This is a genomic window from Phyllobacterium lublinensis (assembly GCF_020164435.1).
GTDB classification, from domain to species: Bacteria; Pseudomonadota; Alphaproteobacteria; order Rhizobiales; family Rhizobiaceae; genus Phyllobacterium; species Phyllobacterium lublinensis.
The window spans coordinates 78,779-105,409 of the sequence record NZ_JAIUDQ010000003.1 but is presented as its reverse complement, the minus strand read 5'-3'; the positions used below and the strand labels follow the sequence as shown (position 1 = coordinate 105,409).

24 protein-coding genes are annotated in these 26,631 nt (G+C 59.0%); 7 read left to right on the top strand and 17 right to left on the bottom strand.

The window, feature by feature from the left end:
• Positions 1-3 precede the first annotated feature (3 nt).
• From urtC to urtA, 3 genes are all read right to left on the bottom strand, one after another.
• Positions 4-1,191 (bottom strand): urea ABC transporter permease subunit UrtC, encoded by a 1,188-nt coding sequence (gene urtC / locus K9U38_RS05180; protein ID WP_370631824.1) that lies wholly within the window; start codon positions 1,189-1,191, stop codon positions 4-6.
• Entirely contained in the window at positions 1,188-2,807 is a 1,620-nt protein-coding gene (gene urtB / locus K9U38_RS05175) for an urea ABC transporter permease subunit UrtB (protein WP_224493282.1), read from the bottom strand. The genes urtC and urtB overlap by 4 nt, the downstream gene beginning before the upstream one ends.
• 111 nt (positions 2,808-2,918) lie before the next feature.
• Positions 2,919-4,217 carry an urea ABC transporter substrate-binding protein gene (urtA, locus tag K9U38_RS05170; protein WP_224493281.1) on the bottom strand — a complete coding sequence of 433 codons (1,299 nt, stop codon included), beginning with the start codon at positions 4,215-4,217 and terminating at the stop codon, positions 2,919-2,921.
• A 312-nt stretch (positions 4,218-4,529) separates the two neighbouring features.
• Here urtA and K9U38_RS05165 point away from each other — a divergent pair, with 312 nt between their 5' ends.
• Positions 4,530-4,868, top strand: coding sequence for a protein tyrosine phosphatase family protein (locus K9U38_RS05165; RefSeq protein ID WP_224493280.1), 339 nt, complete (start codon positions 4,530-4,532; stop codon positions 4,866-4,868).
• A gap of 6 nt (positions 4,869-4,874) precedes the next feature.
• Positions 4,875-6,173 (top strand): aspartate aminotransferase type Ic, encoded by a 1,299-nt coding sequence (locus tag K9U38_RS05160; RefSeq protein WP_224493279.1) that lies wholly within the window; start codon positions 4,875-4,877, stop codon positions 6,171-6,173.
• 57 nt (positions 6,174-6,230) lie between these two features.
• On the opposite strand, the gene K9U38_RS05155 is transcribed toward K9U38_RS05160, so the two are convergent.
• Positions 6,231-7,421: an acyl-CoA dehydrogenase gene (locus tag K9U38_RS05155; RefSeq protein ID WP_224493278.1), complete on the bottom strand. Its 1,191-nt coding sequence runs from the start codon at positions 7,419-7,421 to the stop codon at positions 6,231-6,233.
• Positions 7,422-7,567: 146 nt separating this feature from the next.
• Here K9U38_RS05155 and mutL point away from each other — a divergent pair, with 146 nt between their 5' ends.
• From mutL to K9U38_RS05140, 3 genes are all read left to right on the top strand, one after another.
• Positions 7,568-9,430 carry a DNA mismatch repair endonuclease MutL gene (gene mutL / locus K9U38_RS05150; RefSeq protein WP_224493277.1) on the top strand — a complete coding sequence of 621 codons (1,863 nt, stop codon included), beginning with the start codon at positions 7,568-7,570 and terminating at the stop codon, positions 9,428-9,430.
• Between the two features lie 62 nt (positions 9,431-9,492).
• Positions 9,493-9,729 (top strand): DUF2093 domain-containing protein, encoded by a 237-nt coding sequence (locus K9U38_RS05145; protein WP_224493276.1) that lies wholly within the window; start codon positions 9,493-9,495, stop codon positions 9,727-9,729.
• Positions 9,730-9,732: 3 nt separating this feature from the next.
• On the top strand, positions 9,733-10,182 hold the full coding sequence (locus tag K9U38_RS05140; protein ID WP_224493275.1) for a hypothetical protein: 450 nt from the start codon (positions 9,733-9,735) through the stop codon (positions 10,180-10,182).
• An 18-nt stretch (positions 10,183-10,200) separates the two neighbouring features.
• Here the strand turns inward: K9U38_RS05140 and lpxK are convergent, their stop codons facing one another.
• The 6 genes from lpxK to K9U38_RS05110 are packed head-to-tail and all read right to left on the bottom strand — an operon-like array spanning position 10,201 to position 15,804.
• Entirely contained in the window at positions 10,201-11,223 is a 1,023-nt protein-coding gene (gene lpxK, locus K9U38_RS05135) for a tetraacyldisaccharide 4'-kinase (RefSeq protein WP_255606949.1), read from the bottom strand.
• Positions 11,224-11,236: 13 nt separating this feature from the next.
• Positions 11,237-12,559, bottom strand: coding sequence for a lipid IV(A) 3-deoxy-D-manno-octulosonic acid transferase (gene waaA / locus K9U38_RS05130; RefSeq protein WP_224493274.1), 1,323 nt, complete (start codon positions 12,557-12,559; stop codon positions 11,237-11,239).
• Positions 12,556-13,329, bottom strand: coding sequence for a lysophospholipid acyltransferase family protein (locus K9U38_RS05125; protein ID WP_224493273.1), 774 nt, complete (start codon positions 13,327-13,329; stop codon positions 12,556-12,558). Before K9U38_RS05125 ends, waaA begins: the two co-directional genes overlap by 4 nt.
• Positions 13,330-13,360: 31 nt before the next feature.
• Positions 13,361-13,609, bottom strand: coding sequence for a DUF4170 domain-containing protein (locus K9U38_RS05120; protein WP_106709229.1), 249 nt, complete (start codon positions 13,607-13,609; stop codon positions 13,361-13,363).
• A 55-nt stretch (positions 13,610-13,664) separates the two neighbouring features.
• Complete coding sequence (locus K9U38_RS05115) at positions 13,665-14,474, bottom strand: 3'(2'),5'-bisphosphate nucleotidase CysQ (protein WP_224493272.1); 810 nt, start codon at positions 14,472-14,474, stop codon at positions 13,665-13,667.
• On the bottom strand, positions 14,461-15,804 hold the full coding sequence (locus tag K9U38_RS05110; RefSeq protein WP_224493271.1) for a TldD/PmbA family protein: 1,344 nt from the start codon (positions 15,802-15,804) through the stop codon (positions 14,461-14,463). Before K9U38_RS05110 ends, K9U38_RS05115 begins: the two co-directional genes overlap by 14 nt.
• A 130-nt stretch (positions 15,805-15,934) precedes the next feature.
• Between K9U38_RS05110 and K9U38_RS05105 the strand changes: the two genes are divergently transcribed.
• Positions 15,935-17,749 (top strand): monovalent cation:proton antiporter-2 (CPA2) family protein, encoded by a 1,815-nt coding sequence (locus K9U38_RS05105; RefSeq protein ID WP_224493270.1) that lies wholly within the window; start codon positions 15,935-15,937, stop codon positions 17,747-17,749.
• A 6-nt stretch (positions 17,750-17,755) separates the two neighbouring features.
• Here K9U38_RS05105 and K9U38_RS05100 read toward each other — a convergent pair whose 3' ends face one another.
• Genes K9U38_RS05100 through K9U38_RS05080 form a run of 5 tightly spaced genes read right to left on the bottom strand, consistent with a single transcriptional unit; the run spans position 17,756 to position 23,941 of the window.
• Positions 17,756-18,655, bottom strand: coding sequence for a patatin-like phospholipase family protein (locus K9U38_RS05100; RefSeq protein WP_224493269.1), 900 nt, complete (start codon positions 18,653-18,655; stop codon positions 17,756-17,758).
• A 17-nt stretch (positions 18,656-18,672) separates the two neighbouring features.
• Positions 18,673-19,983: a M16 family metallopeptidase gene (locus K9U38_RS05095; protein WP_370631822.1), complete on the bottom strand. Its 1,311-nt coding sequence runs from the start codon at positions 19,981-19,983 to the stop codon at positions 18,673-18,675.
• Positions 19,980-21,458 carry a M16 family metallopeptidase gene (locus K9U38_RS05090; protein ID WP_224493268.1) on the bottom strand — a complete coding sequence of 493 codons (1,479 nt, stop codon included), beginning with the start codon at positions 21,456-21,458 and terminating at the stop codon, positions 19,980-19,982. The genes K9U38_RS05095 and K9U38_RS05090 overlap by 4 nt, the downstream gene beginning before the upstream one ends.
• Before the next feature lie 44 nt (positions 21,459-21,502).
• The gene (gene rsmD, locus K9U38_RS05085; protein ID WP_224493267.1) at positions 21,503-22,060 is read right to left on the bottom strand and encodes a 16S rRNA (guanine(966)-N(2))-methyltransferase RsmD; all 558 of its coding nucleotides are present in this window, start codon (positions 22,058-22,060) and stop codon (positions 21,503-21,505) included.
• Between the two features lie 12 nt (positions 22,061-22,072).
• Complete coding sequence (locus K9U38_RS05080; RefSeq protein WP_224493266.1) at positions 22,073-23,941, bottom strand: pseudouridine synthase; 1,869 nt, start codon at positions 23,939-23,941, stop codon at positions 22,073-22,075.
• Positions 23,942-24,127: 186 nt separating this feature from the next.
• On the opposite strand from K9U38_RS05080, the gene K9U38_RS05075 reads away from it, so the two are divergent.
• The gene (locus K9U38_RS05075) at positions 24,128-24,559 is read left to right on the top strand and encodes a nucleoside deaminase (RefSeq protein WP_224493265.1); all 432 of its coding nucleotides are present in this window, start codon (positions 24,128-24,130) and stop codon (positions 24,557-24,559) included.
• Here K9U38_RS05075 and K9U38_RS05070 read toward each other — a convergent pair.
• Together K9U38_RS05070 and K9U38_RS05065 are read right to left on the bottom strand one after the other, a co-directional pair.
• Entirely contained in the window at positions 24,556-25,542 is a 987-nt protein-coding gene (locus K9U38_RS05070; RefSeq protein WP_224493264.1) for an Lnb N-terminal periplasmic domain-containing protein, read from the bottom strand. The two genes, K9U38_RS05075 and K9U38_RS05070, sit on opposite strands and share 4 nt — an antisense overlap.
• A 349-nt stretch (positions 25,543-25,891) precedes the next feature.
• On the bottom strand, positions 25,892-26,563 hold the full coding sequence (locus K9U38_RS05065) for a hypothetical protein (RefSeq protein WP_224493263.1): 672 nt from the start codon (positions 26,561-26,563) through the stop codon (positions 25,892-25,894).
• Positions 26,564-26,631 lie beyond the last annotated feature (68 nt).

Genomic DNA, 26,631 nt, shown 5'->3' with positions numbered 1-26,631 from the left:
GATCTATTCCGCCGCTTGAGGTTCGGGGATTGGCGTGTGGCCGGAGCGCACGGCAGCAACTGGTGGTAGCACTGCATCCCTGTTTCGCGCAGTGCGATCGGTCCACTTGCTCTTCCACGTGCCATAAAGACCGAGAATGCCCTTGGGGAGGAACAGGGTGACGACGATAAAGAGAGCACCAAGTGCAAAAAGCCAGATTTCCGGGAATGCCGCGGTGAAATAGGTTTTGCCGAAATTGACCAGTACGGCACCGATGATTGGGCCGATGATGGTTCCACGCCCCCCGACGGCCACCCAGATGACCGCCTCGATGGAATTGGCCGGCTCGAATTCCGAGGGATTGATGATCCCGACTTGCGGCACGTAGAGGGCGCCCGCAACACCCGCCATCATCGCCGAAACCGTCCAGACGAAGAGCTTGAAGCGATCAACGCGGTAGCCGAGAAAACGCATGCGGCTCTCGGCGTCACGCACGCCGACCAGCACTTTGCCGAGTTTGGAGCGGACAATGAAGCTGGTGACGAAGACGGCAAGCGCCAAAAACAGGGCTGTCGTGGCAAACAACAGGGAACGGGTAATGTCGGCCTGGATGTTGAAACCGAGAATATCCTTGAAATCGGTAAGGCCATTATTGCCACCAAATCCCATATCGTTGCGGAAAAATGCGAGCAGCAGCGCATAGGTCAGGGCCTGCGTGATGATCGAAAGGTATACGCCGGTCACACGCGAACGAAAGGCGAGCCAGCCAAAGCCGAAGGCAAGGACCCCTGGTACCAGCAGCACCATCAATGCGGCGAACCAGAAACTGTCGAATCCGTACCAGAACCACGGCAGCTCCTTCCAGTTGAGAAAAACCATGAAGTCCGGCAATACCGGATCGGCATAGACACCGCGTGCTCCGATCTGGCGCATCAGATACATGCCCATGGCATAGCCGCCGAGCGCAAAAAATGCACCATGACCGAGCGAGAGGATACCGCAGAACCCCCAGACCAGATCGAGCGCAACCGCCAGCATCGCATAGGTGAGATATTTGCCGATCAGTGAGACGAGATAGGTCGGGACATGGAAGGGTGACGTAGCCGGAAGCAGGAGATTGGACAGGGGCACCAGCACGGCGATGGCCACGAGAAGCGTAATGACGATGCCGCCACGCCGGTCAACATGTGAGAAAAACCATTGGGTAATCATGCCTCGATCGCCCTTCCCTTGAGTGCGAAAAGACCGCGCGGACGTTTCTGGATGAAAAGTATGATCAGCACGAGGACGAGTATCTTGCCGAGAACAGCACCGGCAAAGGGCTCGAGAAACTTGTTGGCAATTCCGAGCGACATGGCTCCAACGAGCGTTCCCCAGAGATTGCCGACGCCGCCGAACACCACCACCATGAAACTGTCGATGATATAACCCTGCCCCAGGTTGGGACTGACATTGTCGATCTGGCTGAGGGCAACACCGGCGATGCCGGCAATCCCGGAACCCAGACCAAAGGTCAGTGCATCAACCCATGGAGTCCGGATGCCCATCGAGGCCGCCATGCGACGATTTTGGGTAACGGCTCGCATGCGCAGGCCGAGCATGGTCTTCTTCAAGACGAGTTGAAGGATCGCAAATACCGACAGGGCAAAGACGATGATCCACAACCTGGACCAGGTGAGTGTCAGCGGGCCCAGATCAAACGAGCCTGCCATCCACGACGGATTGCCGACCTGGACATTGGAGGCACCGAACCAGGACCGGATCGCCTGCTGCAAAACCAGGGATATGCCCCATGTGGCAAGCAGGGTCTCCAGCGGCCGGCCGTAGAGAAAGCGAATAACGCTCCGTTCGATGAGGACACCAATGGCTCCCGAAGCCATGAATGCGGCAGGCAGCGCGATCAGGAGCGAATAATCGAAAATACCAGGCGCCGTAGTGCGGATGATCTGCTGAACAACGAAGGTCGTGTAGGCGCCGATCATGACCATCTCGCCATGCGCCATGTTGATGACGCCCATGACGCCGAACGTGATCGCAAGACCGATGGCGGCCAGGAGAAGCACGGAGCCCAGCGACAGTCCATAGACGATGTTCTGGACAGCATTCCAAATGGCAAGCTCGGAATTGATGCTGCTGATCGCCGCGCGCGCAGCATCGCCAACCGGACCTTCGGCGCCTTCAAGCGGCGTGAGCAGGCCGAGCGCATCACGGCTGTTGCCGCCGCTGACTTCGGCTATCGCGGCGATCTTTGCGTCATCGGGTGAGCCGGAATTGAGAACGGCCGCGGCCTTGGCCTGGCTCATCAACGCCTTGATGGAGGGATCGTTTTCGGCAGCGATCGCCCGGTCCAGCAGCGGGATCGATTCCGGATCCCTCGACTTCAAAATTGCTTCGGCGGCCGAGCGGCGTTCGCCAGCATTTTCGCTCATCAAGGTCAATCCGCCGATTGCGGCCGAGATCTCGCGCCGCAGGCGGTTGTTGACCTTTATCTTTTCCGCAGCCGAACGGGGTACCGGAGCAAGAGTCGCGCCGGTTACGGGATCCGTTGCGGCATAATCAGAACCTTGGCGTTTGCCGAGGAATACGGTTTTGTCCGCCTTGGAAACGTAGAGATCGCCTCCGCCAAGGGCATTCAGGAGCGAAGAGACCCGCGGGTCGCCGGTCTTCACAAGATCAGAAATCGCCTTAGTCGTGTTGTCGAAATTCTCGCCTGCAAGCGCCTGGACAAGCGGCCGCAACGTTGCGTCATCGACAGTCTGTGCATTGGCAGCATGATGAAGAATGCCGAGCATCAGGAAAATTGCGGACAGCAAACGGATGAATTGCATCAATCGATCCTGCGTTTCAAGATTGTGGGGAAGAACACCACCCCCGCACGCGGAGGTGGTGCCAGCCTCGGATGATGCCCTGATCCGAAGCCGATGTAGCGAGCGGGGTTCTTAGTTCGTGACGCCGCCGCACTTGCCGCTGGCAACATTGAAATTGCCGCATGCCATTGGCTTTCGCCAATCGGAGATCAGATCCTTCGACCCCGGGAGGTAGTCCGACCACTCGTCGCCGACAACGAGGCCGGGCGTCTGGTAGACGATGTCGAACTGGCCATCGTCCTGGACTTCGCCGATCAGCACCGGCTTGGTGATGTGATGGTTAGGCATCATCGTCGACGATCCGCCGGAAAGGTTGGGAACGGAAACGCCAACGATCGAATCGATGACGGCGCCGGAGTCCGTTGTGCCAGCGGCCTCAACGGCCTTTACCCACATGTTGAAGCCGATAAAGGTCGCCTCCATGGGATCGTTGGTCACGCGCTTGTCGTTCTTGATGTATGTATGCCATTCCTTTATGAAATCGGCATTGACGTCAGCATCGACCGACTGGAAATAGTTCCAGGCAGCGAGATGCCCGACAAGCGGCTTGGTGTCGAGACCTGCGAGTTCCTCTTCGCCGACCGAGAAGGCAACCACCGGTATATCCTCGGCCTTGATGCCCTGGTTGGCGAGTTCCTTGTAGAACGGCACGTTCGCATCGCCATTGATGGTCGAGACCACGGCCGTCTTCTTGCCCGCCGAACCGAACTTCTTGATATCAGAAACGATTGTCTGCCAATCAGAATGGCCGAATGGCGTGTAGTTGATCATGATATCCTCATCCTTGACGCCCTTGGCGTTGAGATAGGCTTTCAGGATCTTGTTGGTTGTCTGCGGATAGACATAGTCGGTGCCGGCAAGGACCCAACGCTCAACGCCTTCTTCCTTGGCGAGATAGTCAACGGCTGGAATGGCCTGCTGGTTCGGAGCAGCGCCCGTGTAGAACACATTGCGCGAGCTTTCCTCACCCTCATACTGAACGGGGTAGAACAGCAGGGAATTCAATTCTTCGAAAACCGGCAATACGGACTTGCGCGATGAGGACGTCCAGCAACCGAACACGGCCGCTACCTTGTCCTGTTCGATCAGCTGCCGCGCTTTTTCGGCAAACAGCGGCCAGTCGGATGCTGGGTCGACAACGACAGCTTCCAGCTTCTTGCCCAGAATTCCGCCTTTCTTGTTCTGCTCCTCGATCAGGAACAGCATCGTGTCCTTGAGGGTCGTCTCGGAAATCGCCATCGTTCCGGAGAGCGAATGCAGGATGCCGACCTTGATCGTGTCATCCGCGGCGCTTGCCGGGGACATAGCCAGCGACGCGCCTATTGCTGCGGCTGCCAAGGTCCCGATAAATCTGGCTGGTAAAGTGAACATTCAGGTGAACCCCTCTTTTGGTTGTTGGTACCAAAGGAGTTCAAAGCAATGACCGTGCCAAGTTGGCGACGGTTTTTGAGGACATCCGAATTGTTCAAAATTATCAACATATTATAGATTTCCCGAACGGGGACACAAACGGGAAGTGCAAGCGTTTGCTGATACCGCCGGCCATCGCAAGCTCATACTTTAGTCACATATTCATATGTGGCTAATTAATAGGCATAGCTGCGCGGTAAAGACGCTTTGATGTGGCATTGCCCTCCGTTTGATGTATGGTGCTGCCAAACCAACTTTCTCCAAGGACATAAAATGGATATCCGTCAAATTGACGAAGGTTTTGCCGTGACCGGCCAGATTTCACCCGATGATGTGCGCGATATTGCTGCGGCGGGCTACCACACGCTCATATGCAACCGTCCGGACGGCGAAGCGCCGGATCAGCCGGAATTCGCAGAGATCGCGCGCGTTGCCGAAAAAGCAGGCATCCCGATCTATTACGTTCCTGTTGTCTCCGGGCAACTCACTCAAGACGACGTCGACGCCATGGCTCAAGCGCTGGAAGAGGCCGAGGGGCCCGTTCTCGCCTATTGCCGGTCGGGTGCCCGTTCGACGAACATTTATGGCATTGTCCAGCAGCAAAAGGGCTGAACGGCTATGGGTGGCATCGCTGATTTGAGCGCCGAAGACCTGCGCGCATTGCGCGACAGGGTTCGTGGTGAATACGACCTGTTCCGTGGCCGCGGTCTGCAGATCGACATGACCCGGGGCAAGCCAAGTCCGGAACAGCTCGACCTTGCAAGTGGCATGCTCGCCCTGCCCGGCAACGGCGATCATTTTACCGAAGCCGGCGAAGATGCGCGCAACTACGGCGGCCTGCAGGGCTTGCCAGAGGTGCGCGCACTGTTCGCGCCGATGATGGGCGCGCCAGCGGAGCGGATTGTCGTTGGCGACAATTCGAGCCTTGCCCTGATGCATGATTGCCTCGCCTGGTCACTGTTCAAGGGTGTTTCGAGTGAAATGGACCCATGGTCCCAGCAATCGGGGACGCCAGCCTTCATCTGTGCTGTACCCGGCTATGACAGGCATTTCGCCATCTGCGAAGAATATGGAATCCGCATGCTGCCCGTGCCCCTTACGGGTCATGGACCGGATATGGACATGGTCGAGGAACTTGCGGCCGATCCCGACGTAAAGGGCATGTGGTGCGTTCCGAAATATTCGAACCCATCAGGCGAAGTCTATTCGACGGAGGTGATCGAGCGGCTGGCGGCAATGCGGACAGGAGCCCCCGACTTCCGGCTTTTCTGGGACAATGCCTATGCCGTGCACCATCTGACCCCGCAAAGGCATGAAATTGCCAATATTCTTGAGCTTTGCGAGCAGGCGGGCAATCCGGATCGTGCTTTCGTCTTCGCCTCCACGTCCAAGGTCACGCTTGCCGGTGCCGGTCTTGCGCTGTTTGCCTCTTCCGCGGCAAACGTGAAGTGGTATCTGGCACGGGCAGGCAAGCGGACAATCGGCCCGGACAAGCTCAATCAAATCAGACATGTGCGGTTCCTGAGGAACATTGAAGGCTTGCACCAACATATGGAAGCGCATCGGGCCTTGATCGAACCGAAGTTCGATGCAGTCATCGGCGCGCTTGAGAAGCGTCTGTCCGGTACCGGCGTTGCACGTTGGACGAAGCCGGAGGGCGGTTACTTCATCTGCGTGGATGGAATGGATGGCACGGCCAAGCAGATCGTCGATCTTGCGCGGCAGGCTGGTGTCGTTCTCACGCCCGCGGGCGCGACGTCGCCTTACGGACGAGATCCGCATGACCGGACGCTTCGCCTTGCGCCAACCTACCCATCGCTTCGGGAGGTTGAGCAGGCATCGGAGGGCATTGCGCTCTGCATTTTGCTGGCGGCGCTCGAAAAGCACATCGATGCGCCCCTGGCGCACAACGCCTGATAACTACCCCTAAAGGGCCGGCAGACCATCACGCAGGGTGGGATCTGCCGATTGCCCTTAAAAGAAGGCCTGAATGCCGGTCTGAGCACGGCCAAGGATAAGGGCGTGAACGTCGTGCGTGCCCTCGTAGGTATTGACTGTCTCAAGGTTTTGCGCGTGACGCATGACGTGGTAACCGATCTGGATTCCGTTGCCGCCGTGCATGTCGCGGGCAACCCGGGCGATATCCAGGGCCTTGCCGCAATTGTTGCGCTTGACGAGACTGATCATCTCGGGCGCCGCCTTGCCCTCGTCGAAGAGACGGCCGACCCGCAGGGAGGCTTGCAGGCCAAGTGCTATCTCGGTCTGCATATCGGCGAATTTCTTCTGGAAGAGCTGTGTCGCAGCCAATGGCCGCCCGAATTGCTTGCGGTCGAGCCCGTATTGAACGGTACGCTGCCAGCAATCCTCGGCCGCGCCAAGCACACCCCAGGAGATGCCGTAGCGGGCACGGTTGAGGCAGCCGAACGGGCCTTTCAGCCCGGACACGTTCGGCAGCAAATGCTCCTCGCCCACCACCACGCCGTCCATGACGATTTCACCGGTGATCGAGGCCCGCAATGACAGCTTGCCGCCAATCTTCGGGGCGGAAAGACCCTTCATGCCCTTCTCCAGCACGAAGCCGCGAATCTGCCCGTCATGCGCGTCGGACTTGGCCCAGACGACGAAGACATCGGCGATCGGGGAATTGGATATCCACATTTTCGAGCCGGACAGCCGATAGCCATCGGCCACCCTTTCGGCGCGGGTTTTCATGCCGGCGGGATCAGAACCGGCATCAGGTTCGGTCAGGCCGAAACATCCGATCCACTCACCGGAGGCAAGCTTTGGCAGGTACTTGTTGCGCTGCTCTTCAGAGCCATAGGCGTAGATAGGGTACATGACCAAAGACGACTGCACGCTCATCATCGAGCGGTAGCCACTGTCGACACGCTCGACTTCGCGCGCAACCAAACCGTAAGCGACATAGGAAGCACCGGCCGTGCCGTACTCTTCAGGCAAGGTGACGCCAAGAAGACCGGATTCGCCCATGAGCCTGAACAGCTCAGGGTCAGTCTTTTCCTCCAGATAGGCCTCTTCAATGCGTGGCAGCAGCTCACCTTGTGCGAAGGCGCGAGCGCTGTCGCGGATCATCCGCTCATCTGCAGTCAACTGATCTTCCAGCAGAAACGGGTCTGTCCAGACAAAGGACGGCTTGGAATTTGCCATGCGGATTCTCCTCAGTGTATCGCAGGTCTATCATCAAATCCGTGCCGGTGACCAGATGATCGGCATTGCTAATATTTGCTGGGATCATGCGGGATAGACATGATTTGCGGATTTCGGGCCATTGACGAATCCACTATATGTTTGTGATGGCAATCAGGCAGCTCACCGAAACAATCATCAACCAGATCGCTGCGGGCGAAGTTATCGAACGCCCGGCAAGCGTGGTGAAGGAACTGGTTGAAAATGCCATTGATGCCGGCGCGACTCGCATCGAAATCGTCACCGCCGGCGGCGGCAAGACTCTCATGCGCATTACCGACAATGGCTCGGGAATTCCCCGCGATGAGCTGGCCCTCGCGGTTTCGCGGCATTGCACGTCCAAGCTTACCGACGATGTGCACGACATTCGGGCGCTCGGGTTCCGCGGCGAGGCATTGCCCTCGATAGGTTCGGTGTCGCGCCTCTCGCTCAAGTCGCGCACGGCAGACGCAGATTCCGGTTTTGAGATCGGGGTGCACGGAGGACGTGTGGAGGGACCCCGCCCGACACCGATGAATGGCGGGACGATCGCCGAAGTCCGCGATCTCTTCTTTTCCACACCTGCGCGGTTGAAGTTCATGAAGACCGACCGGGCCGAAGCATCCGCCATCAGCGACGTGGTCAAGCGCATCGCCGTTGCCTTTCCCCATATCCGTTTCTCGATCGCTGGCAGCGACCGCACGCCTTTGGAGCTCAACGCGACCGGAGCGGGTTCAGCGGGTATGCTGGAGCGGATTTCACAGGTGCTTGGCAAGGAATTTCCGGAGAATGCCATTGCGATCGACGCCGAGCGGGACGGCGTGCGATTGACAGGCTTCGCCGGCATCCCGGCGTTCAACCGCGCCAACAGCCTGCACCAGTTCGCCTATGTCAACGGCCGGCCAGTGCGTGACAAGCAGATCTGGGGCGCCATTCGCGGGGCCTATGCCGATGTGGTCGCGCGCGACCGACACCCGGTTGCAGTGCTCTTTCTCAACCTTGATCCGGTCCTGGTCGATGTCAATGTCCATCCGGCAAAGGCCGATGTGCGCTTTCGTGATCCCGGTCTTGTGCGCGGGCTGATCGTTGGGGCCATACGGGAAGCACTTGGCCAATCCGGCATTCGCGCAGCAACCAGCGGCGCCGGGGCCATGCTGAATTCGTTCCGTCTCGGCGGTGCCGAGCCCGCGCGCGCGGACATGGCTGGTCAACGCTGGCAGGGTGCTGCAGCCGCCAATCAGAAGTATGAACTAAGGCAATCGCCCTATCGGCCCTTCGATCTGGAGTCGACTTCCGTCCGCAACAGCAATGGCTTTGCCGAAACGATCCATACCTTTCTCTATGACGGGGCAGAAGCGGTTGCTGCGGATACGCGAGCAGGTACAGCCGAAATTCCGCAGGAATTGCTGTCGGCGCCCCTCGGCGCGGCGCGGGCGCAGATTCACGCGAATTATATTGTCTCCCAAACTGCGGATAGCCTGGTCATTGTCGACCAGCACGCTGCACACGAGCGTCTCGTCTATGAGGCATTGAAGAACGCGCTGCATTCAAGACCGTTGCCCGCGCAGATGCTGCTCATACCGGAGATCGTCGATTTGCCGGAAGAGGATGTGGAACGTCTGGTCGCTCACGCGGAAACGCTTTCACGCTTCGGACTCGGCATTGAAGCCTTTGGACCGGGCGCGGTCGCGGTGCGCGAAACACCTTCGATGCTGGGCGAAATCGACACGCAGCAGCTCGTCCGCGACCTTGCTGACGAGATCGCCGAACACGACACGTCGCATGGCCTGAAGGCCATTCTCGATCACGTTGCTGCCACCATGGCCTGCCATGGCTCGGTCCGGTCCGGCCGAAGGCTGAAGCCGGACGAGATGAACGCGTTGCTTCGCCAGATGGAGGAAACGCCAGGGTCCGGGACGTGCAATCACGGCCGTCCGACCTATATCGAGCTCAAGCTGAGCGATATCGAGCGCTTGTTCGGTCGACGGTGATGGCTTGACCAGCATGACCAGTGGCGCGTAAATGGCCTGAATGACGAAGCTGGATGCACCGAATGAACAGATTTGAGGGACCAGGCTCACGCGAAGCCAAAATTCGCTATCTCGACGGCGACTTCCAGGTCCTGTCTCCGGGTGCATACGTACTGTGCGCCGTTACGTCAGAAAAAATCCCGCTGGATGAGCTCAAATACTGGAACGTCGCCCGCCAGGAGGCCTATGCTGATGCGCGAATTTCTCTGGAGCGCGAAATCGAGATGAACCCGGTTCTGCGCCAACGAACGAAGGCCTGACCGATGATAACCCGGCGCACGGCCTTGATTTCAATCGTCGCGACCGGACTGTTGGCAACCGCCTGTACAAGTGATGGCGCAAACCGTGCGCCAGCCTACAGCGGACCGACCAGAACCATTCGTGGCTATCTGCAAGGTCCGCCATTCTATTCGCTGACCGCAAGTTCGGTCGTCTTCGTGACTGCCCATGATGCGACCGGCGGCAATTCTGCACCCATGCCCAAGATCGCTTCGACAAGCTTCGCCCTCGGTCGCAATGGCACATTTCCGGTCGGTTACGAGATTGCCGTGCCGGCATCCGGGCCGAAACGTATCGCGCTGGCGGTCGAAATTCGCCGCGCAGGTGCGGTGATCTTTTCCAATGATCGCGGGTACAGCCAAACGACTGGCAGCACCCTCAACATTCCCATGCGGGAGGCACCGCCGAGGCTGAAACTGCGCGGCAGATTCTAGAACCTCTTGCCCTCTAGTTCAGATAGACCGTGTCCGGGCGCGATCGCGCGTTTCGCGAATAATGCGCGATGCCGTTTGCGGATGACTGAAGGCAAGCTCTATCTCCAGGACAAGGCAGCGCGCGGCGAACTCTTTCGAGGCAGTACCCCCATCAAGCAACCTCACGTGGTCCTTTGCCGTGGTGATCAGCGTAAGGCCAGCTTTCGATGCGGCACCGGCCAGGTCATCCAGCTCTTCATCGGTATAGCGGTGATGGTCTGGAAACGATCTGGTCTGGGCGACGGCGGCTCCCGCCTCCTGCAGCGTCCTGAAGAACTTGGACGGGTCGCCGATTCCGGCGAAGGCGAGCAGTTGCTTTCCCAGGACACCCTTGATCGACCTGGGGACAAGCACGGCCTCATAGATTGGTTTTGCGGCACGCGCCGCGCTGCGGATCAACTGATCTGCGCCATTGCCCGTACCGATCTTCAACAACGCATCCGTGCGGACGAGCTGGTCGGTCAGTGGCGCGCGCAGCGGTCCTCCGGGGATAACGTGGCCATTGCCAATGCCACGCCCGGCATCCACGACCATCAGCGCATAATCAATATGGAGTCGCGCGCTCTGGAAACCATCGTCCATGATGATGAAATCACAGCCGGCTTCCTGTAACGCCGACGCACCGGCCAGGCGATCGGCGCAAACGACGACCGGCGCATGGCGGGCCAGCAGCATCGGCTCATCGCCGACATGACGGGCGCTGTCATAATGGGGATCGACCCTGTGCAGGCCTGAGAAGACGCCGCCATAACCACGCGAGACGATGCCCGGCTTGAGGCCCGCCGCGGTTGCCGCCTTGGCAAAGGCAATGGATGTCGGGGTCTTGCCAGCGCCGCCGACAGTGAAATTGCCCACGCAAAGGACGGGCAGTGATACCGCCGGGGGCTTCGCACGGCGAATGCGGCGGCCCGCGACCGCGCCATAGATCGTCGACAACGGGCTCAGGGCCCAAGAGCGCCAATCCGGCTTTTCCCACCAGAATGGAGGCGCTTCACTGGTCATTCCGCCCCGCCATTCATTTCCAGCCGCCCTCGCGGCTGCTCAACCTTGCCTTCAGCACGAGCGGCTGAACGAAGGGCTCCAACGCCGTCAGGGTCCGGTCCAGGGAGCCGCGCATGTCTTCGACGGTCTTCAAGCCCGCATCGATCATCACCTGGCGTTCAGCTGGATTGTTGAAGAGATAATTCACGGCTCCCGCCAGCATGTCCTTGTCGCGTACCAGTTTTGCTCCGCCATTCTTGATGAGGCGTTGGTAGGAATCACGGAAATTCTGGACGTTGCGCCCGGACAAAATGGCCGATTTGAGCATGGCCGGCTCCAGCGGGTTTTGCCCGCCTTGCGCCGTGAGGGAGCGACCGACAAAGGCGATTTCGGTCAGGCGCAGGTAGAGGCCCATGTCGCCGATCGTATCACCGAGATAGATGTCCGTATCCGGCTCGATCTGGTCACCGCGGCTGCGCAGTGCAACCTTCATGCCCATTTTCTCGATCGCCTCGGATATTTCCGGCGCCCGATCGGGATGTCGTGGCACAATGATTGTAAGCAGGTCGCGATGCCGCGCCTTCAGCATGTGATGCACTTGAGCGGCGATATCTTCTTCGCCCTGATGGGTGGAGATCGCGGCCCAGGTCTTGCGCGATCCGATCATGCGCTGCATCGCAGCCAGATCGCCATTGTTAACCGGCGGAACAGCGGTATCGACCTTGAGGTTTCCTGAAACCGTGACCGGCCTTGCGCCGAGCGTGCGGAACCGTTCGCCGTCTATGTCGGATTGCGCGACAACATGGGCGAGATTCTCAAAAAGGGCCTCGGCTATGGACGGGCGCTTGTGCCAGTTGGCATAGGAGCGATCGGAGAGGCGGCCATTAACAAGAACTTGCGGCACCCTGCGCGTCCCCAATTCGAGAATCGTCATCGGCCAGATTTCAGATTCGCAAATGATGGCGAGATCCGGCTGCCAATGGGTCAGGAAGCGATCGACCGCCGGCTTCAGGTCCAGCGGCACATATTGGTGGATAACACGGTCGCCCAACCGGTCCTGCACCATCTTCGCCGACGTGACCGTGCCTGTCGTCAAGACGACGTGGATGCCCATGTCGACGATGGCCTCCACCAGCGGTGTGACCGCCGAAGTCTCGCCGACGCTGGCGGCATGAACCCATATCAACGGGCCGGACGGGCGCGCGACACTGGCGACGCCATAACGCTCACCGTGACGGCCACGCTCCTCCTTGCCCTTGCTGGCGCGGAACGCAACATAAGCGCCGACGATCGGGAATGCCGCGGCACCCACCCACCGGTAGGTACTGAGGACAAGGCGTGCCCATTTCTCGCTCATGCCGTGCCATCCACCAGTCGATGCACCCGTCTGGTGTTCTCATTCAGGCTGTTCGTCAATTCGGCACGCTTGGCTTCCAGCATCGCATCATCAGCATCCTCGGGAACAAAAATCGGGTCGCCGACAATCAACCCCGACTTGCCGAATGGCAAGGGGATCGTTGTCTTGTCCCAGCTCTTCTGCAGAACTTTTCGGCGCGTGGTCAGATAACATATGGGAAGAATCGGACGGCCCGACAGCTTTGCCAGAAGGATAACCCCCAAGCCCGCGTCGCGTGGCGTGCCGTGGGGTATGTCAGCGATCATTGCGGCGGTCTTGCCTTCCTTCAAGGCCTTCTTCAGTACAAGCAGTGCCCTTGCACCGCCTTTCTCGGTTCCCCTCGTCCGCTCCCGTCCGCCCGAGCCGCGCACGATCTCCACGCCGAAGCGCTCGGCGACGCGCGCATTGAGTTCGGCATCCTTGCTCCTAGAGAACATGGCCACGAAGCGGACACCGCGCGGCATTAGAAACGGCGCCATCAAATGCTGACCGTGCCAGGCGACGGCGATGAAAGGCTCACCGCCACGCTTCATGTCCTCAAGATCCGACGATCCCGCGAGTCTCGGGTTGGTCAGATGCACGAGGCGGAAAAACTGGGTGATGAGCAAGACGATCGCGCTGCGGACCATTGGCGAATTCGCAAGCGGTCCGCGCACCGAACGCCAGAAGCGTTTCAGTACACCGCCTTTTCGCCGGTTGGTCTTGGCTGTCGCTGAGCTGTTTTCGATCATGCCGGTGTCAATTCGCGACTGCAATGCGCGGTCACCCTGCCTTGCCCGTATCGGGGTCAAGCAATTTATGCATGTGAACGATGAAGTAACGCATATGGGCATTGTCAACGGTTTGCTGAGCCTTGGACTTCCAGGCACGCTGCGCGGTTTCGAAATTCGGATAGATTCCGACGATGTCCAGCTTGTCGAGATCACGGAACTCGACGCCGCCCAGCTTCTTCAGTTCGCCGCCAAAAACCAGGTGAAGCAGTTGTTTTGGCTCAGATGTGTTTTCGCTCATGGTGCCCGTCCGGAAAAATGATGGATTGAGGATGGGGGTCACGCCCCTTGCCTGTTTAGCCGAAGGCGGTTTCGGCGACAACGTTCAACATATTATCCATAAGTAGACCGCTTGCTGCGACGAGCGCGCCGTGCCGATAATCGCCCTTGCTGGTGTTTCGCACCCCGTAGGTGAGCGCTTTGCCATCCGCTGTCAAGACTTTGCCGCCCGCTTCGGAAAGAATGAGATCGGCAGCCGCCAGATCCCAGTCATGCGAATTGGGGCGCACGAACGTGCCTGCAATATCACCTCGCGCGACCATGGCAATTCGATAGGCAAGCGAAGCGACGTTGGGAACTGTCTCCACCGCCTGCAGGAAACGTTCCGGCAGGTGTTTCATGAATGCCTGCGGCCCTGCAACCTTGAACGGGGGCATTTCGGCCTGGACGCGAATGACATTGCCATTCTGTCCAGCGCCACCATCCGGTATTGCAGTGAGTATTTCGCCCCGGGCGGGACAATCCAGAACACCTGCGACGGGCCGGCCATTCTCGATGACGGCAACACTGACACACCAGACGTCCGACCCCTCGATAAAGGCGCGCGTACCATCAATAGGGTCGACGACAAAGAACCGCTGGCGTGGCGAAGCGGCGCGCTCGTCATGGGTTTCCTCGGAAATCCAGCCATAGTCGGGACGTGCCGTCAGGAGCATGTCCTTCAGATATTTGTCGGCGGCAAGGTCGGCCTCTGTCACCGGCGAGTTGCCGGTTTTCATCCAAATTTGCGGCGCCTGCTTGAAGTATGAGAGAGCAATCCTGCCCGCACCTTCCGCAGCCTCACGTATGAGCTCCAGATCCTCGCGATTTTGGTTATTTTCCGGCAAGTGTCATGCCTTCGATCATGAGGGTCGGGCTGGCAACGCCAAAATTGCGGTCGATGTCATTGGCGGGCGTGAGATTGAGAAACATGTCCTTCAGGTTCGAGGCGATTGTCACCTCGCTCACCGGATAGGCGAGTTCCCCATTTTCAATCCAGTATCCCGAGGCACCGCGGCTGTATTCCCCCGTCACCATATCAACACCGTGCCCGAACAGCTCCGTCACATAGAAACCGGTCCCGACACTGCGGATAAGGTCTTCCGGGCTGCTCGCGCCCGGCTCGATGGCAAAGTTTGTCGATGACGGGACCACTGTCGAGCCGGAACGGACACCACGGCCATTTGTAGTCAAACCCAGTTCCTTGGCCGTCGACGTTGAGAGAAACCAATGCTTGAGAACGCCGTTTTCGACCATGTTCAGCGGAGTTCCCTCGAGTCCCTCGCCATCGAAAGGACGCGATGACGGGCCCCTGACACGCAATGGCTCGTCCGTCGCAGTGATCACATCGCTGAGGATTTTCTCACCCATGCGGTCCTTGAGGAAGCTGGTCTTGCGGGCAACGGATGCGCCATTGATGGCACTGGCGAGATGTCCTGCGATGCCGCGCGCCACGCGCGGATCGTAAACGACGTTGACCCGGCCGGTTTTGGCTTGGCGCGCGCCAAGGCGTCTGACCGCACGTTCTCCGGCAGACCGGCCAATGGCGGCAGCGTCTTCCAGATCGCTGAAGTAAATGCGTGACGAAAAATCATAATCACGTTCCATCGCCGTGCCCGTACCTGCGATGGCGCTTACGGAACGGGAAAACCGCGAACCCATGTACTGCCCCGAAAAACCGCCCGAAGTCACAAGCACCAGACCACCCAGGCCTGCCGAAGCAGATGCGCCGCTGGAATTTGTAACGCCCTCGACGGCGAGAGCTGCAGCTTCGGCGGCAAGGGCGGCTTCGGTCAGTTGCGCTGCATCGACGCTGGTCGAATCGTAGAGATCGAGATCGCGTATGTTGCGGACCAGATTCTCGGACGCTGCCAGGCCCTCATAGGCATCGTCAGGCGACACTTTCGCCATGGCAACGGCGCGCTCTGCAAGGACATCCGGTTTCGCACTGGCGTTTGCCGAAATACTCGCCACCTTTCGCCCGACAAAGACGCGCAGTGAAAACTCGTCGCTTTCGGACGCTTCGGTCGCCTCGACCTTTCCCAGTCGTACGCTGACCGAAGTCGAACGCGACCGGATCACAACAGCATCGGCAGCATCGGCGCCAGCTCTCCTTGCAGCTTCAACAAGCGCAGCAGCATTGTCCACAAACTCGCGCGAATTTACCGGCTCTGTCATAATGGTCCTTAAGGTTCGATTACATGATTGGATACAATGAATTGGTCAGATGTATCCCTTCCTATATGGTGCAAATTGGGGTCTATCAAGGCAAACACGCCCAACAATTTTTGGTCGGGATAACGAACATATGCTCTCGCAAAGCGGCAACCTTTATTTTCAGGCATTGGCACTACTGGCCGGTGCAATCATCGCGGCTCCGTTGTTCAAGCGGCTCGGACTTGGCACGGTGCTTGGTTACCTCGCCGCAGGCCTGTTGATCGGACCGCTTGCCAATCTGATCACCGATGGTGAGCAGGTCCTGCATTTTGCCGAACTCGGCGTCGTGTTCCTGCTGTTCGTCATCGGCCTGGAATTGAAGCCTTCGCGGCTGTGGACGCTGCGCCGTGCGATCTTCGGGCTCGGCGCAGCACAGGTCGTCGTGACGGGTGCCGTATTGACGGGCGTTCTCCTGGCCTTTGATCTCATGGTCTGGCAGGCCGCCCTCGTAACCGGCTTTGGCCTGGCCCTTTCATCGACGGCCTTTGCCATGCAAATCCTGGAAGAACGTGGCGAGACTGCGACACAGCACGGGCAGACCTCATTCGCCATCCTTCTGTTTCAGGACCTCGCAATCGTTCCGTTGCTTGCCATGATCCCGATCCTTGCACCCGATTCGGCCCAGCGCCCGGCCGATCCGCTTGGACATCTCTTGATTGCAATCATTTGTATCGGTGCAATCGTGGCGGTTGGCCGCTATGTGCTCAATCCGCTCTTTCGCTTCATCGCCAATACGGGTGCCCGCGAGGTCATGATCGCGGCGGCCCTCTTCGTTGTGCTTGGCGCGGCTGTCCTGATGCAGTTTGCCGGCCTGTCGATGGCCATGGGCGCCTTTATCGCGGGTGTTCTACTCGCAGAATCGTCCTACCGGCATGAGCTTGAGGCCGACATCGAACCGTTCCGCGGTGTTTTCCTCGGACTGTTTTTCATGGCGGTCGGACTTTCGCTCGATCTCGACGTCATTCTCGATAACTGGGAGACCATCCTGCTTGCCGTGCCGGTGTTCATGACGATCAAGGCAATCGTCGTCTATGGTCTGGCGCGCCTTTTTCGTTCCAGCCACAACGATGCCATCCGCATTGCGTTTTTCCTCCCGCAAGGCGGTGAATTCGGCTTCGTCCTGTTTTCGACGGCCGCCGCGGCTGGTCTGATGACCGATTCGACCGCATCCGAGCTGATTGCGGTGGTAACCCTGTCCATGGCAGTCATGCCGCTTTCCGTTGCGTTGGGGGACAAGTTGCTGACCAGCACCGACACGCATGAAGAGATCGACGAGGACTTCGAAGGCGCGGGTGCCGACGTGATGATGATCGGTTTCTCGCGCTATGGGCAGATCGCAGCGCAGATCCTGCTGGCAGGCGGCAGTAATGTGACGGTGATCGATGGTTCCGCCGATCGTATCAGGGCAGCCGGACGTTTTGGGTTCCGCATCTACTTCGGCGATGGCACGCGCAAGGAGGTGCTGGAGGCCGCCGGCATCCGGCAGGCCAAGGTCGTTGCAGTCTGCACGCATAAGAGGGAAACGACCGATCAGATCGTTGAACTGATCCAAACGGAATATCCGTACATCAAGCTGTTCGTAAGATCATATGATCGCATCCACACATTGAAGCTGCGCGCGCGCGGCGTTCACTACGAGTTGCGGGAGACCTTTGAATCCGGCCTGGTCTTTGGCCGCCGGACGTTGGAAGAACTCGGCGTCAGCGAGGAACTCGCTTACGAAATCATGCAGGACATAAGGCGACGCGATGAGGACCGCCTGCATATCCAGGCATCGGAAGGGTTGACTGCCGGCAACGATCTCCTGCTGACACATCCGGTCACGCCGGAACCGTTGATCAAACCGACACGCGAAGCCAAGCGGATCGACACGATTGCCGAAGTGGACGCGACACCAGCCGAGTAAGCATTGTCATTTCAGTTCGCTGTGTCCGGTATAGGTGATGGCGGCATCGACTGCGCGTTTCAACTCATCCTTGATTCCGACGGTGTCCTGCAGGACCTGCTCGACACGCAGGAAGTCCAGGACGCCGAACTTGGCAACACTCGGCCGCAGGAAAATGGCCGGCGGGTCGGTACGCAGGCGCGTCGCAATAATCGATTGCATCATCAATTGGCTGGCGCCGAACATGGCTTCGATCGATGACGGAAACTTGCCGATGTGACCTTCCGGCCCGCCCACAACATCGATGCCGATGACGAACTGTGCCTTCTCCTTCAAATGATCGAAGGGAACGGGGTTATAGATGCCTCCGTCAATCAGGATGCGATTATCACGGCGAACTGGCCGGAACAGCGCGGGTATGGCTGCTGATGCGGCAATGGCGCTGTAGAGATCGCCTTCGGTGATCGGCACTTCCTGCTGCCCGTAAAAATCGGTTGCCGTCACGCTCAACGGAATGTGCAATTCTTCGAACGTGTCCGGTATCCGGTCCGGCAGAAAGCTCCGGAGGATTCTCTCGATATTGAACTGGCCGACGCGGATGCCCCCACCAAACATTTCGCCGAAGCTTGCCGGGCGCAGCCGCCACAATCGCGCTGCAATCTCCGCGCGGCGCGACAGTGTCGCTACCGCATACTCGCGTATATCGCGGCCGGACATTCCAGCCGCCATTGCGGCACCGACGATCGCACCAATAGACGACCCGGAAATCGCCGTCGGGCGAATGCCAAGCTCATCGAGCGCCTCGATCACGTTGATATGCGCCAGCCCCCTTGCCCCGCCACCACCGAAGGCAACTGCAAAGGTGGGCGTGCCACCGCGCGGTGTTGCGGTCGATGCGTCAGCCTCTGCAAGATCGCGCGCGATCATGGCGTGTTCTCTCCTGGTCAGGACTGCGGCGGTCCGACGATTAGCACGGCAGGATCAGTCTCTAGCAGCTTGCCAGCAACCGCCTTTACCTGTTCCAGCGTAACAGCGTTGATCAGATCGGCACGCTTGTCGATATAGTCCCGCCCGAGATTCTCGTCCTGCAGGCCAAGAAGCGTACTTGCAACCGCCGACGACGAGTCGAGATTATTCACGGCGTAGGAACCGACCAGATATTTCTTGGCTTCCGCCAATTCCTCTGCTGTCGGACCCTCCTTGGCCATCCTGGCAATTTCGGTCTTCAGAATCTGCAAGGTTTCATTGGCGCGGTCGGCTCGCGTCGCCGTCGATACCATCAGGGCGGCCATATGGTCCCGATTGATCAGATTTGAACCTGCCGAATAGGCAAGGCCTCGCTTTTCACGCACCTCATTGTAGATGCGGGAAGAGAACGTTCCGCCGCCCAAGATATGATTCATGATATATGCCGGGAAAAAATCCGGATCCTGACGCCGGACACCTGGATAAACCATCGATATCGACGTCTGCGGCAATACGTAATCAAAGCGCGTCGTCTGGCCAAAACCCAACTTGGCATCGCTGACGGGCTCGAGCTGGGCCTTCTCCGGCAGGTCGCCAAAGACCTTGTCCAACAGTGGCGCCAGATCTTCGGGACTGATCGATCCAACCACGCCGACGATCAGGTTGTCCCGCGCGAAGTTACGTTTGTGGAAACTGACCAGATCGTCACGTGTGATCGTGCCAAGGCTTTGCTCCGTCCCATCCGATCGACGCGCATAGGGGTGGTCGCCATAAAGCGCCTCGGCAAATTTGCGGCCAGCTATCGTGTTCGGATCGCGCTCGGATGCCTTGATCCCGGCAACGATCTGCTGACGGATACGGTCGGTCGGCGCCTGATCGAACCGGGGCTGGGTAACCGCCAGGGCAAGCAGATCCACAGCAGCGTCCCGCTTGTCCGCCAACATGCGCATGGAGCCGTTAATGCGGTCGTCATCTGCATTGAAGCTCATTTCGGCGCCGACATCGTCGAGTTGCTCCTGGAATGAATCCGAATTGAAGTCGCCGGCCCCTTCATCGAAGAGTCCGGTCATCAGATTGGCGAGGCCGTCCTTGCCCTTCGGATCCTGGGCCGACCCGCCCTTGAATGAAAAGCGCAACGAAATCAGGGGCACGAAATCGTCCTGCACCAGCCAGGCGCGGATGCCCTTGGGCGAGACGACCTCCTTGATTTCCACGGCTTGGCCGGGAGCGACGGTGAAAAGGATCAACAGCAGAGCGGCAACAAATCGCTTGATCATAGGTGCGGTCATTGAATTGCTCCGTGCGCTGGCGTTCCTGGCTGTTGTGCCTGGTTGGAAACAGGCGCTTCTTCCTCTACCTTCTGATCCGGCTTGCCGTCTTCCGGCATCAGGTAACTGGTGACCGACCGGCTATCGACCAGATACCGCTTCGCCACGTCCTGGATATCCTCGACTTTCACTGCGCGGATGCGATCCGGCCATGCCTGGATGTCCTTTATCGTCTGGCCTGTCGACAGGGTTGAACCATAGATGCGTGCCATGCTCGACTGACTGTCACGGGCAAAAATCATGCTTTTCAGGAACCGGTTTCGCGCCTTTTCAAGTTCGTCCGCCGTCACGCCGTCCTTGATTATCCGCGCGATCTGGGCATCGACACCGGCTTCGACCTGCTCCAGCGTTGCGGAACCTCGTGGCGAACCGTAAATGCCGAAACTGCCACTATCGAGTGAGCCGCCCTGGTAGTAGGCACCGGCGCTGGCAGCCGAGCCATCCCGAACGACCAACGCCTGATAGATCCGGCTGCGCGACGAACCGCCCAGGATTTCGCTCAAAAGATCAAGCGCTTCTGCTTCACCCGGCTTTGCACTTGTGTAGGACGGAACGAGCCACATCTTCTGGAAGCTTGGCTGCGAGACCCGGGGATCGGCCATCGAAACGGTCCGCTTGGTGTTTTGTTCCGGTTCCTGCGGGCGCTGGCGTTGCCCTGGCTCGGCGCGGCGCGGTATCTTGCCGTAGGTCTTCTCTGCCAGAGCTTTCACGGTATCAAGATCGACATCACCCGAGACCACGAGCGTTGCATTGTTGGGCGTGTAGTATTTGCCGTAGAAGGCCAGCGCATCCTTGAGATTGAGCTGCTCCATTTCATGCAACCAACCAATAACAGGCGTCCGGTATGGATGGTTCTGGTAGAGGGTCGCATTGACCTCCTCGGCAAGCAGGGCGCCCGGGTCGCCCTCCACGCGTGAGCGGCGTTCCTCCAGGACGACGTCGCGCTCTGTCTTGACCACGTCATCGTTGAGGATGAGATTTTCCATGCGGTCAGCCTCATAGGTCATGACCATTTCAAGCGCCTGAGGCGCGACCTGTTGGTAATAGGCGGTGTAATCATAGGAGGTGAAGGCATTTTCCTGACCACCGATCTCGGCGACCTTGCGGGAGAACTCGCCCGCTGGGTAGGTCTTGGTCGCCTTGAACATCAGATGCTCGAAAAAGTGTGCGATGCCGGACTTGCCGGGCTCCTCGTCGGCCGATCCCACGTGGTACCACAGCATGTGCGTTACGACCGGAGCGCGATGATCCGGAATGACGACGACTTCAAGGCCGTTGTCCAGCGTAAACGAAGCAACATCGTCCCTGTCGACCGTCGCCGTGGCAGCAGGCGTTTGCGATGCGGTCTGCGCTCCAGCCGGAAACGGGAGAGCCAACGCGACAGCCATGCTGACCACAATAGATGTCGCAATGCTACGACTTGAAGGAAAGGACATTCAGATCAATCCAGTTCTGTTTCTCGATGCAACCCGATCCCAGCCTATGTCCTCAGTGTAACAAGCCTTATGATCGTGCCGCCATAGGGGCGTTCTTCGATGACCGAGAACCGTGGATCAAGATCCACCATCGCCTCGGTTTCTTCTTCAAGCACCAGAAGTGTGTCGGGATTGAGCCAGCCGCCATCAAGTGCAGACTTGAAGGCCATTTCACCAAGTCCCTTGCCATAGGGCGGATCGGCGAAGACCAGGTCGAAAGGCTCGATGGTCCCAGCTTCACCAAGTTTTGTGGCGTCACGGCGGAAAATCTTGGTGTTGCCGAGGAGGCCGAACGTCTCGACGTTCGTCCGGATCAGTCCGCGACCTTCCGTCGACTCTTCAATGAATACGCCGTAACGCGCACCACGGGAGATGGCCTCCAAACCCAACGCGCCCGTCCCCGCGAACAGGTCAAGCACCCGTGTCGATTCAAACTTTTCCGGATAGTTATGCACCAGAATGTTGAAAAGGCTCTCGCGCGTCCGGTCCGTGGTCGGACGGATCGCGTTGGACGCCGGCGTCGCCAATGCACGCCCGCGAAATTTTCCGCCGACAATCCGCATCCGATTAAGTCCTCAAGACTTGGGCTTGTTGCCACGTGGGGGACGACCTGAGCCCGTGCCGGAACCGCCACGCGGCGTGCCCTTCGGGCCACCGTACGGCCTGTCACCACTTCTGCCGTCCTGTCGGCCGGGAGCACGGGTTGGCTTGCCGCTGGCGCCGTAGGGACGTTCGGAACGGTTTGGCCGCTCGCCCTGGGCCGGTTTGTCACCTCTGGCCTCGCGCTCCTTGAGCTCGGCACGCTCGCGCTTGCCGACACGCGGCGGACGAGCTGGTCGTTGACCATCTCGCGAACCCTCGCCCCGATCCGATCCGAAGGATCGTTTGGGACGCTCTGCCCTCTCGTCCTCGCCGCGGGGTGGGCGGGCCGAATAACTGCGCGGTTTGTCGCCGGCATGACCCGAGGAACCGTGATCGCCGGTGGGGCGGCCGGTATAGGGCCGATCCCCTGTAGCTCTAACGGGGCGATCGCCCGTGTGACGCGGCCTATCCGAGCGGGTGCTGTCGGAGTGCGTCCGTTCGCCCCGCTGCTCTCCGGCCTTGGCGCGCGGCTTGCCAACGGGCCGGGCGCCAGGCGCCATCCAGACATTGGCAGAACGGGATTTGCGTGGTGCAAGTGCCTCGTCTTCCTTACGCTCGCGATCCGCCTTCGATGAAACGCCGCGTGGCTTCTGGTCACGGTCAGGAGCTGCTCGAGCCGGCCGCTCGGTGCGGGATGCCCGCGCCGGTCGCTCGTCATGGCCGGTTCGCGGTGCTGGCCGGTCTGTGGGTGTTGTCGTCCAGCGTGAAAGATTTTCTTCCCGCTGTTCGTCCTTGGATTTGCGCGGCGCACGCTTTTTGGCCACGGGCGCGCTGGAAATCCATTCGGATGCGCGGCGTACAGGACGTTCGCGTGCTTCAGCCGGTTGCGGCTGCACGGCCTCACCCTTCACGGCACTGTTGGAGAAGGCATTGATGATGGGTGCATCGAAATCGGCACCCGACTCCTCTATCAAGCGCTCGCCGAGCTGGTCACGCAGGGTGCGCCCGTTCATCTCGCGGACCGCGCCCTCCGGCAGGTCACTGAGCTGAAACGGTCCATAAGAGATGCGGATGAGGCGATTGACCGAAAGTCCAAGCGCGCCAAGCACGTTCTTGACTTCCCGGTTCTTGCCTTCGCGCAAACCGACCATGATCCAGACGTTCGACCCCTGCTCCCGCTCCAGCGTCGCTTCGATTGCACCGTAAAAGACACCGTCGACGGCAATACCATCCTTGAGTGTATCGAGTTTTTCCTGGGTTATGCTGCCATGGGCGCGGACGCGGTAGCGGCGGAGCCAGCCGGTCGACGGCAATTCGAGTGCGCGAGACAATCCGCCATCATTGGTCAGGAGCAGCAGGCCTTCGGTATTGATATCGAGCCGTCCGACAGAGAGAACACGTGGCATGTCCTTCGGCAGCGACTCAAAGACTGTCTGCCGTCCCTCGGGATCGCGGTTGGTCGTTACGAGCCCGGCAGGCTTATGATAGAGCCAGAGACGTGTCCGCTCCTTTTCCGGTAGCGGCTTGCCATCCACTTCGATGCGATCCGTGCGCATTACATTGACGGCCGGGCTCTCAAGCCGTTTGCCGTTAACGGAAACGCGGCCCGCCGCAATCATCGTTTCGGCTTCACGGCGCGATGCTATGCCGGCGCGCGCCAAACGCTTGGCGATACGTTCGCCGTCTTCAACGGGCGCAACCTCATGCGATGATTTGAAACTACGCTTCGCAGGAGCCGTCGCATCGGACTTGCGCGGCCCCTTATGCGCGGATCGGCCATCGCCGCCACCGCCCTTTTTGTCGAAGCTGCGCTTTTCAAAGGAGCGTTTGCCGCCCTTCCCGTGGTCATTTGAACTTGTCATGGAATGTTTGCCTTTCAGCAGCGCTCACTACCAGCTATGAGGTGTTCTTGCGAGTAAATTCTAAACAACCGTATGATTACACGGCGCTGATGGACATCCGATGCGTTTTTCCGCTTCCGCTGCTTCACCAGGCCGAAATCTCAAGGTCACAATGATGGGCATGGCGTGAACCAAGAAACTGATCCGATGAGCAGGGCTCTCGCTGAGGCACATGGCGCTGCGGCGCGTGGCGAAGTTCCGATCGGTGCCGTTCTCGTCAAGGATGGCAGCATTCTCGCCAGCGCCGGAAACAGAACACGCGAGCTGAATGACCCCACCGCGCACGCCGAAATTCTCGTCGTGCGCGAGGCCTGCCGAATTCTTGACAATGAGCGCCTGACCGGGTGCGACCTCTATGTAACGCTCGAACCCTGCACGATGTGTGCCGCGGCCATATCATTTGCCCGGATAAGGCGGCTCTATTACGGCGCTCAGGATATCAAGGGCGGCGGCGTTGAAAATGGAGTCCGGTTCTTCGCCCAGCCCACTTGCCTCCACGCCCCGGAAGTTTACTCCGGCTTCAAGGAACAGGAAGCCGAGACCATCCTGAAGCAGTTCTTTCGGGCCAAGAGGTTTTAGTTTTCGCTTCTGATCCTGGCGGAAAAATCCGGGTCTGTGTCTGCGGCCTGAGCAAGCGGGTTGATCAACGCGGATTTGACCACCTCATCCAAAGGCTTTTTCCGGTCGATGGCGCCGCGATCATAGAGATAGCCTGGGAGATAGCCTGACAGCACGATGCGGTAGTCAATGGGGATATCAGGTGTGAGGGCGCGCACCATGTCGAAGATGACAGTCGTGCAATTGGCCGTGATGGTGTTGTAGAACTTCGCCGTGGTTGCCAATTGATTGGCATTGTTGAGATAGGACAGGAACAATGCGTGGCGCATCTCCGGCGTCAGGTTGATGCGATAGCGATAGACCTCCTCTTTGCGGACATTGGTGCGAAGACGAATGATGTCGCGTTCGTCTGCGGCGATCATCGCAAGCTCGAATTCCTTGAAGAAACCGCCAATTTCCGAGAACTGCTCGTGACGCTCCTTGCGGATCTCCGCCGAAAACACAACGTGCTCGCCATTGTCAAATCCGAAACTCACCAGAGTATGGGCGATGGCGGGATTGGACCAATAGGACAGAAATACGTCAACATATTCAAGGTCCTCCAAGTTGTAAGTCCGATCTTCCCAGCGCGGCGTATAGTCCGTTGGACTCCTCCATTCGAAATTGCGCACATTGGTCAGCGTGACATAGTTGCCGTCGAGCGTACCGGTCACCGTCTGCGCAACATCATCAGCCCAAATGCGGTTCAAGGAGGGCTTGATCGTCATCCACCAGTATCCGAGGCCGATCATGACCGGCACGAGCACGATAAGCGCGCGCCAGGGACGCCCGTTGAATTCGAGCCAGAGGACCGCGAAAGCAATGGCCGCCCACAGCAGGAGGCAACCAATATTACCGATTATTCCGAACGGTAGCTGATACCAGAGTGCGAATCCGCCCCATAAGAAGACCAGGCAGGTCAACAGGACAAGCAGTACCAGTCCAAGAAAACGAAGGATGAACACTTGTGCGGCCCTCGATGGATGGAAGATGGAAACGACGCGCTTCCCTTGTAGACGAAAACAACGGGCCCGACATCAATTCCGTTCCAAATCCGGTCCGACTGTCGAATCTGGCTTGGAACTGCGACGCCTGGCGCGAGCCTGGCCATGGGTGTGAAGGTGATGCGTAAGGGGAGCCGTCAGTCGTAGAGGCGGGATCTACGATGCGGCCGTACAGAACTTGCTGTGATGTTCATGCCGCTCGACGCGGGCAATCAATCGACCTTGGCGAAACAAGCGTTCACCATCGGTCAGTTATAAGATTGTTGATAGTCGTGCAAGCAAGTGGCAGGAGTTACTGGCTGAGAATGCCTCACTGCCAAGGGATAAGGTTTTTCCAGCTGAAGCCTTTGTCCTTGCGCGCGGCGGCCTTGCGCTCGCGCTCTTTCTTGGCTTCATCTTCGCCGAGATCGTCGGTGGCAGCCGTTGGTGCAGGAGCACGATATTCAAGCGGCGGCTCGCTCAGATAGCGACGCGTCGTGGGCGATCCGGCAGTCGACGCAAGCTTGCGGGCGCGAAACTCCGCGCCCTGGTCGTTTGCTCCGTGCGGCACGACCTTTGGCGCCTTGTCGCCAAAGACGCCATAATCGGACTTGTTCTGTTCCGATTTGGCCAAGGCCATGTCGTTCTCCACTTCAGGCGTGAAGTTCGGATTGTTCTGATTGGCTGTCGCGGTATCGCGAATCCGCTTGCGGCGAGCCTCGGGCGATTCAGGCCAGGCGGCACTGTTCTCCGCAACGACATTGTTTTGTGGTGCCGGCAATTGCGGCGTCTTGCCGTCGGCAGGGCGAACGAGTTCCGGGCGAGGACTATACGCAATCTGGTTGCGCTTCTTGGGTCCCAGCGCAGCGAGGTTCGAAACATCGTCGAGAAGCTGGCTACCGGCGGTCTTGTCCGTGCCATAGGTTGGCGAAGCAACACAGCCGCCAAGCGCCAGTGACGCGACCAATGCACCGAGAACCGTAATGCGTCCGTTCAAAACCATGCTTGCCACTTCCAACCCGAACTGTGCAGATCCGCCTGCTCTTCAAATTTTCTTGATCAATGCCCTGC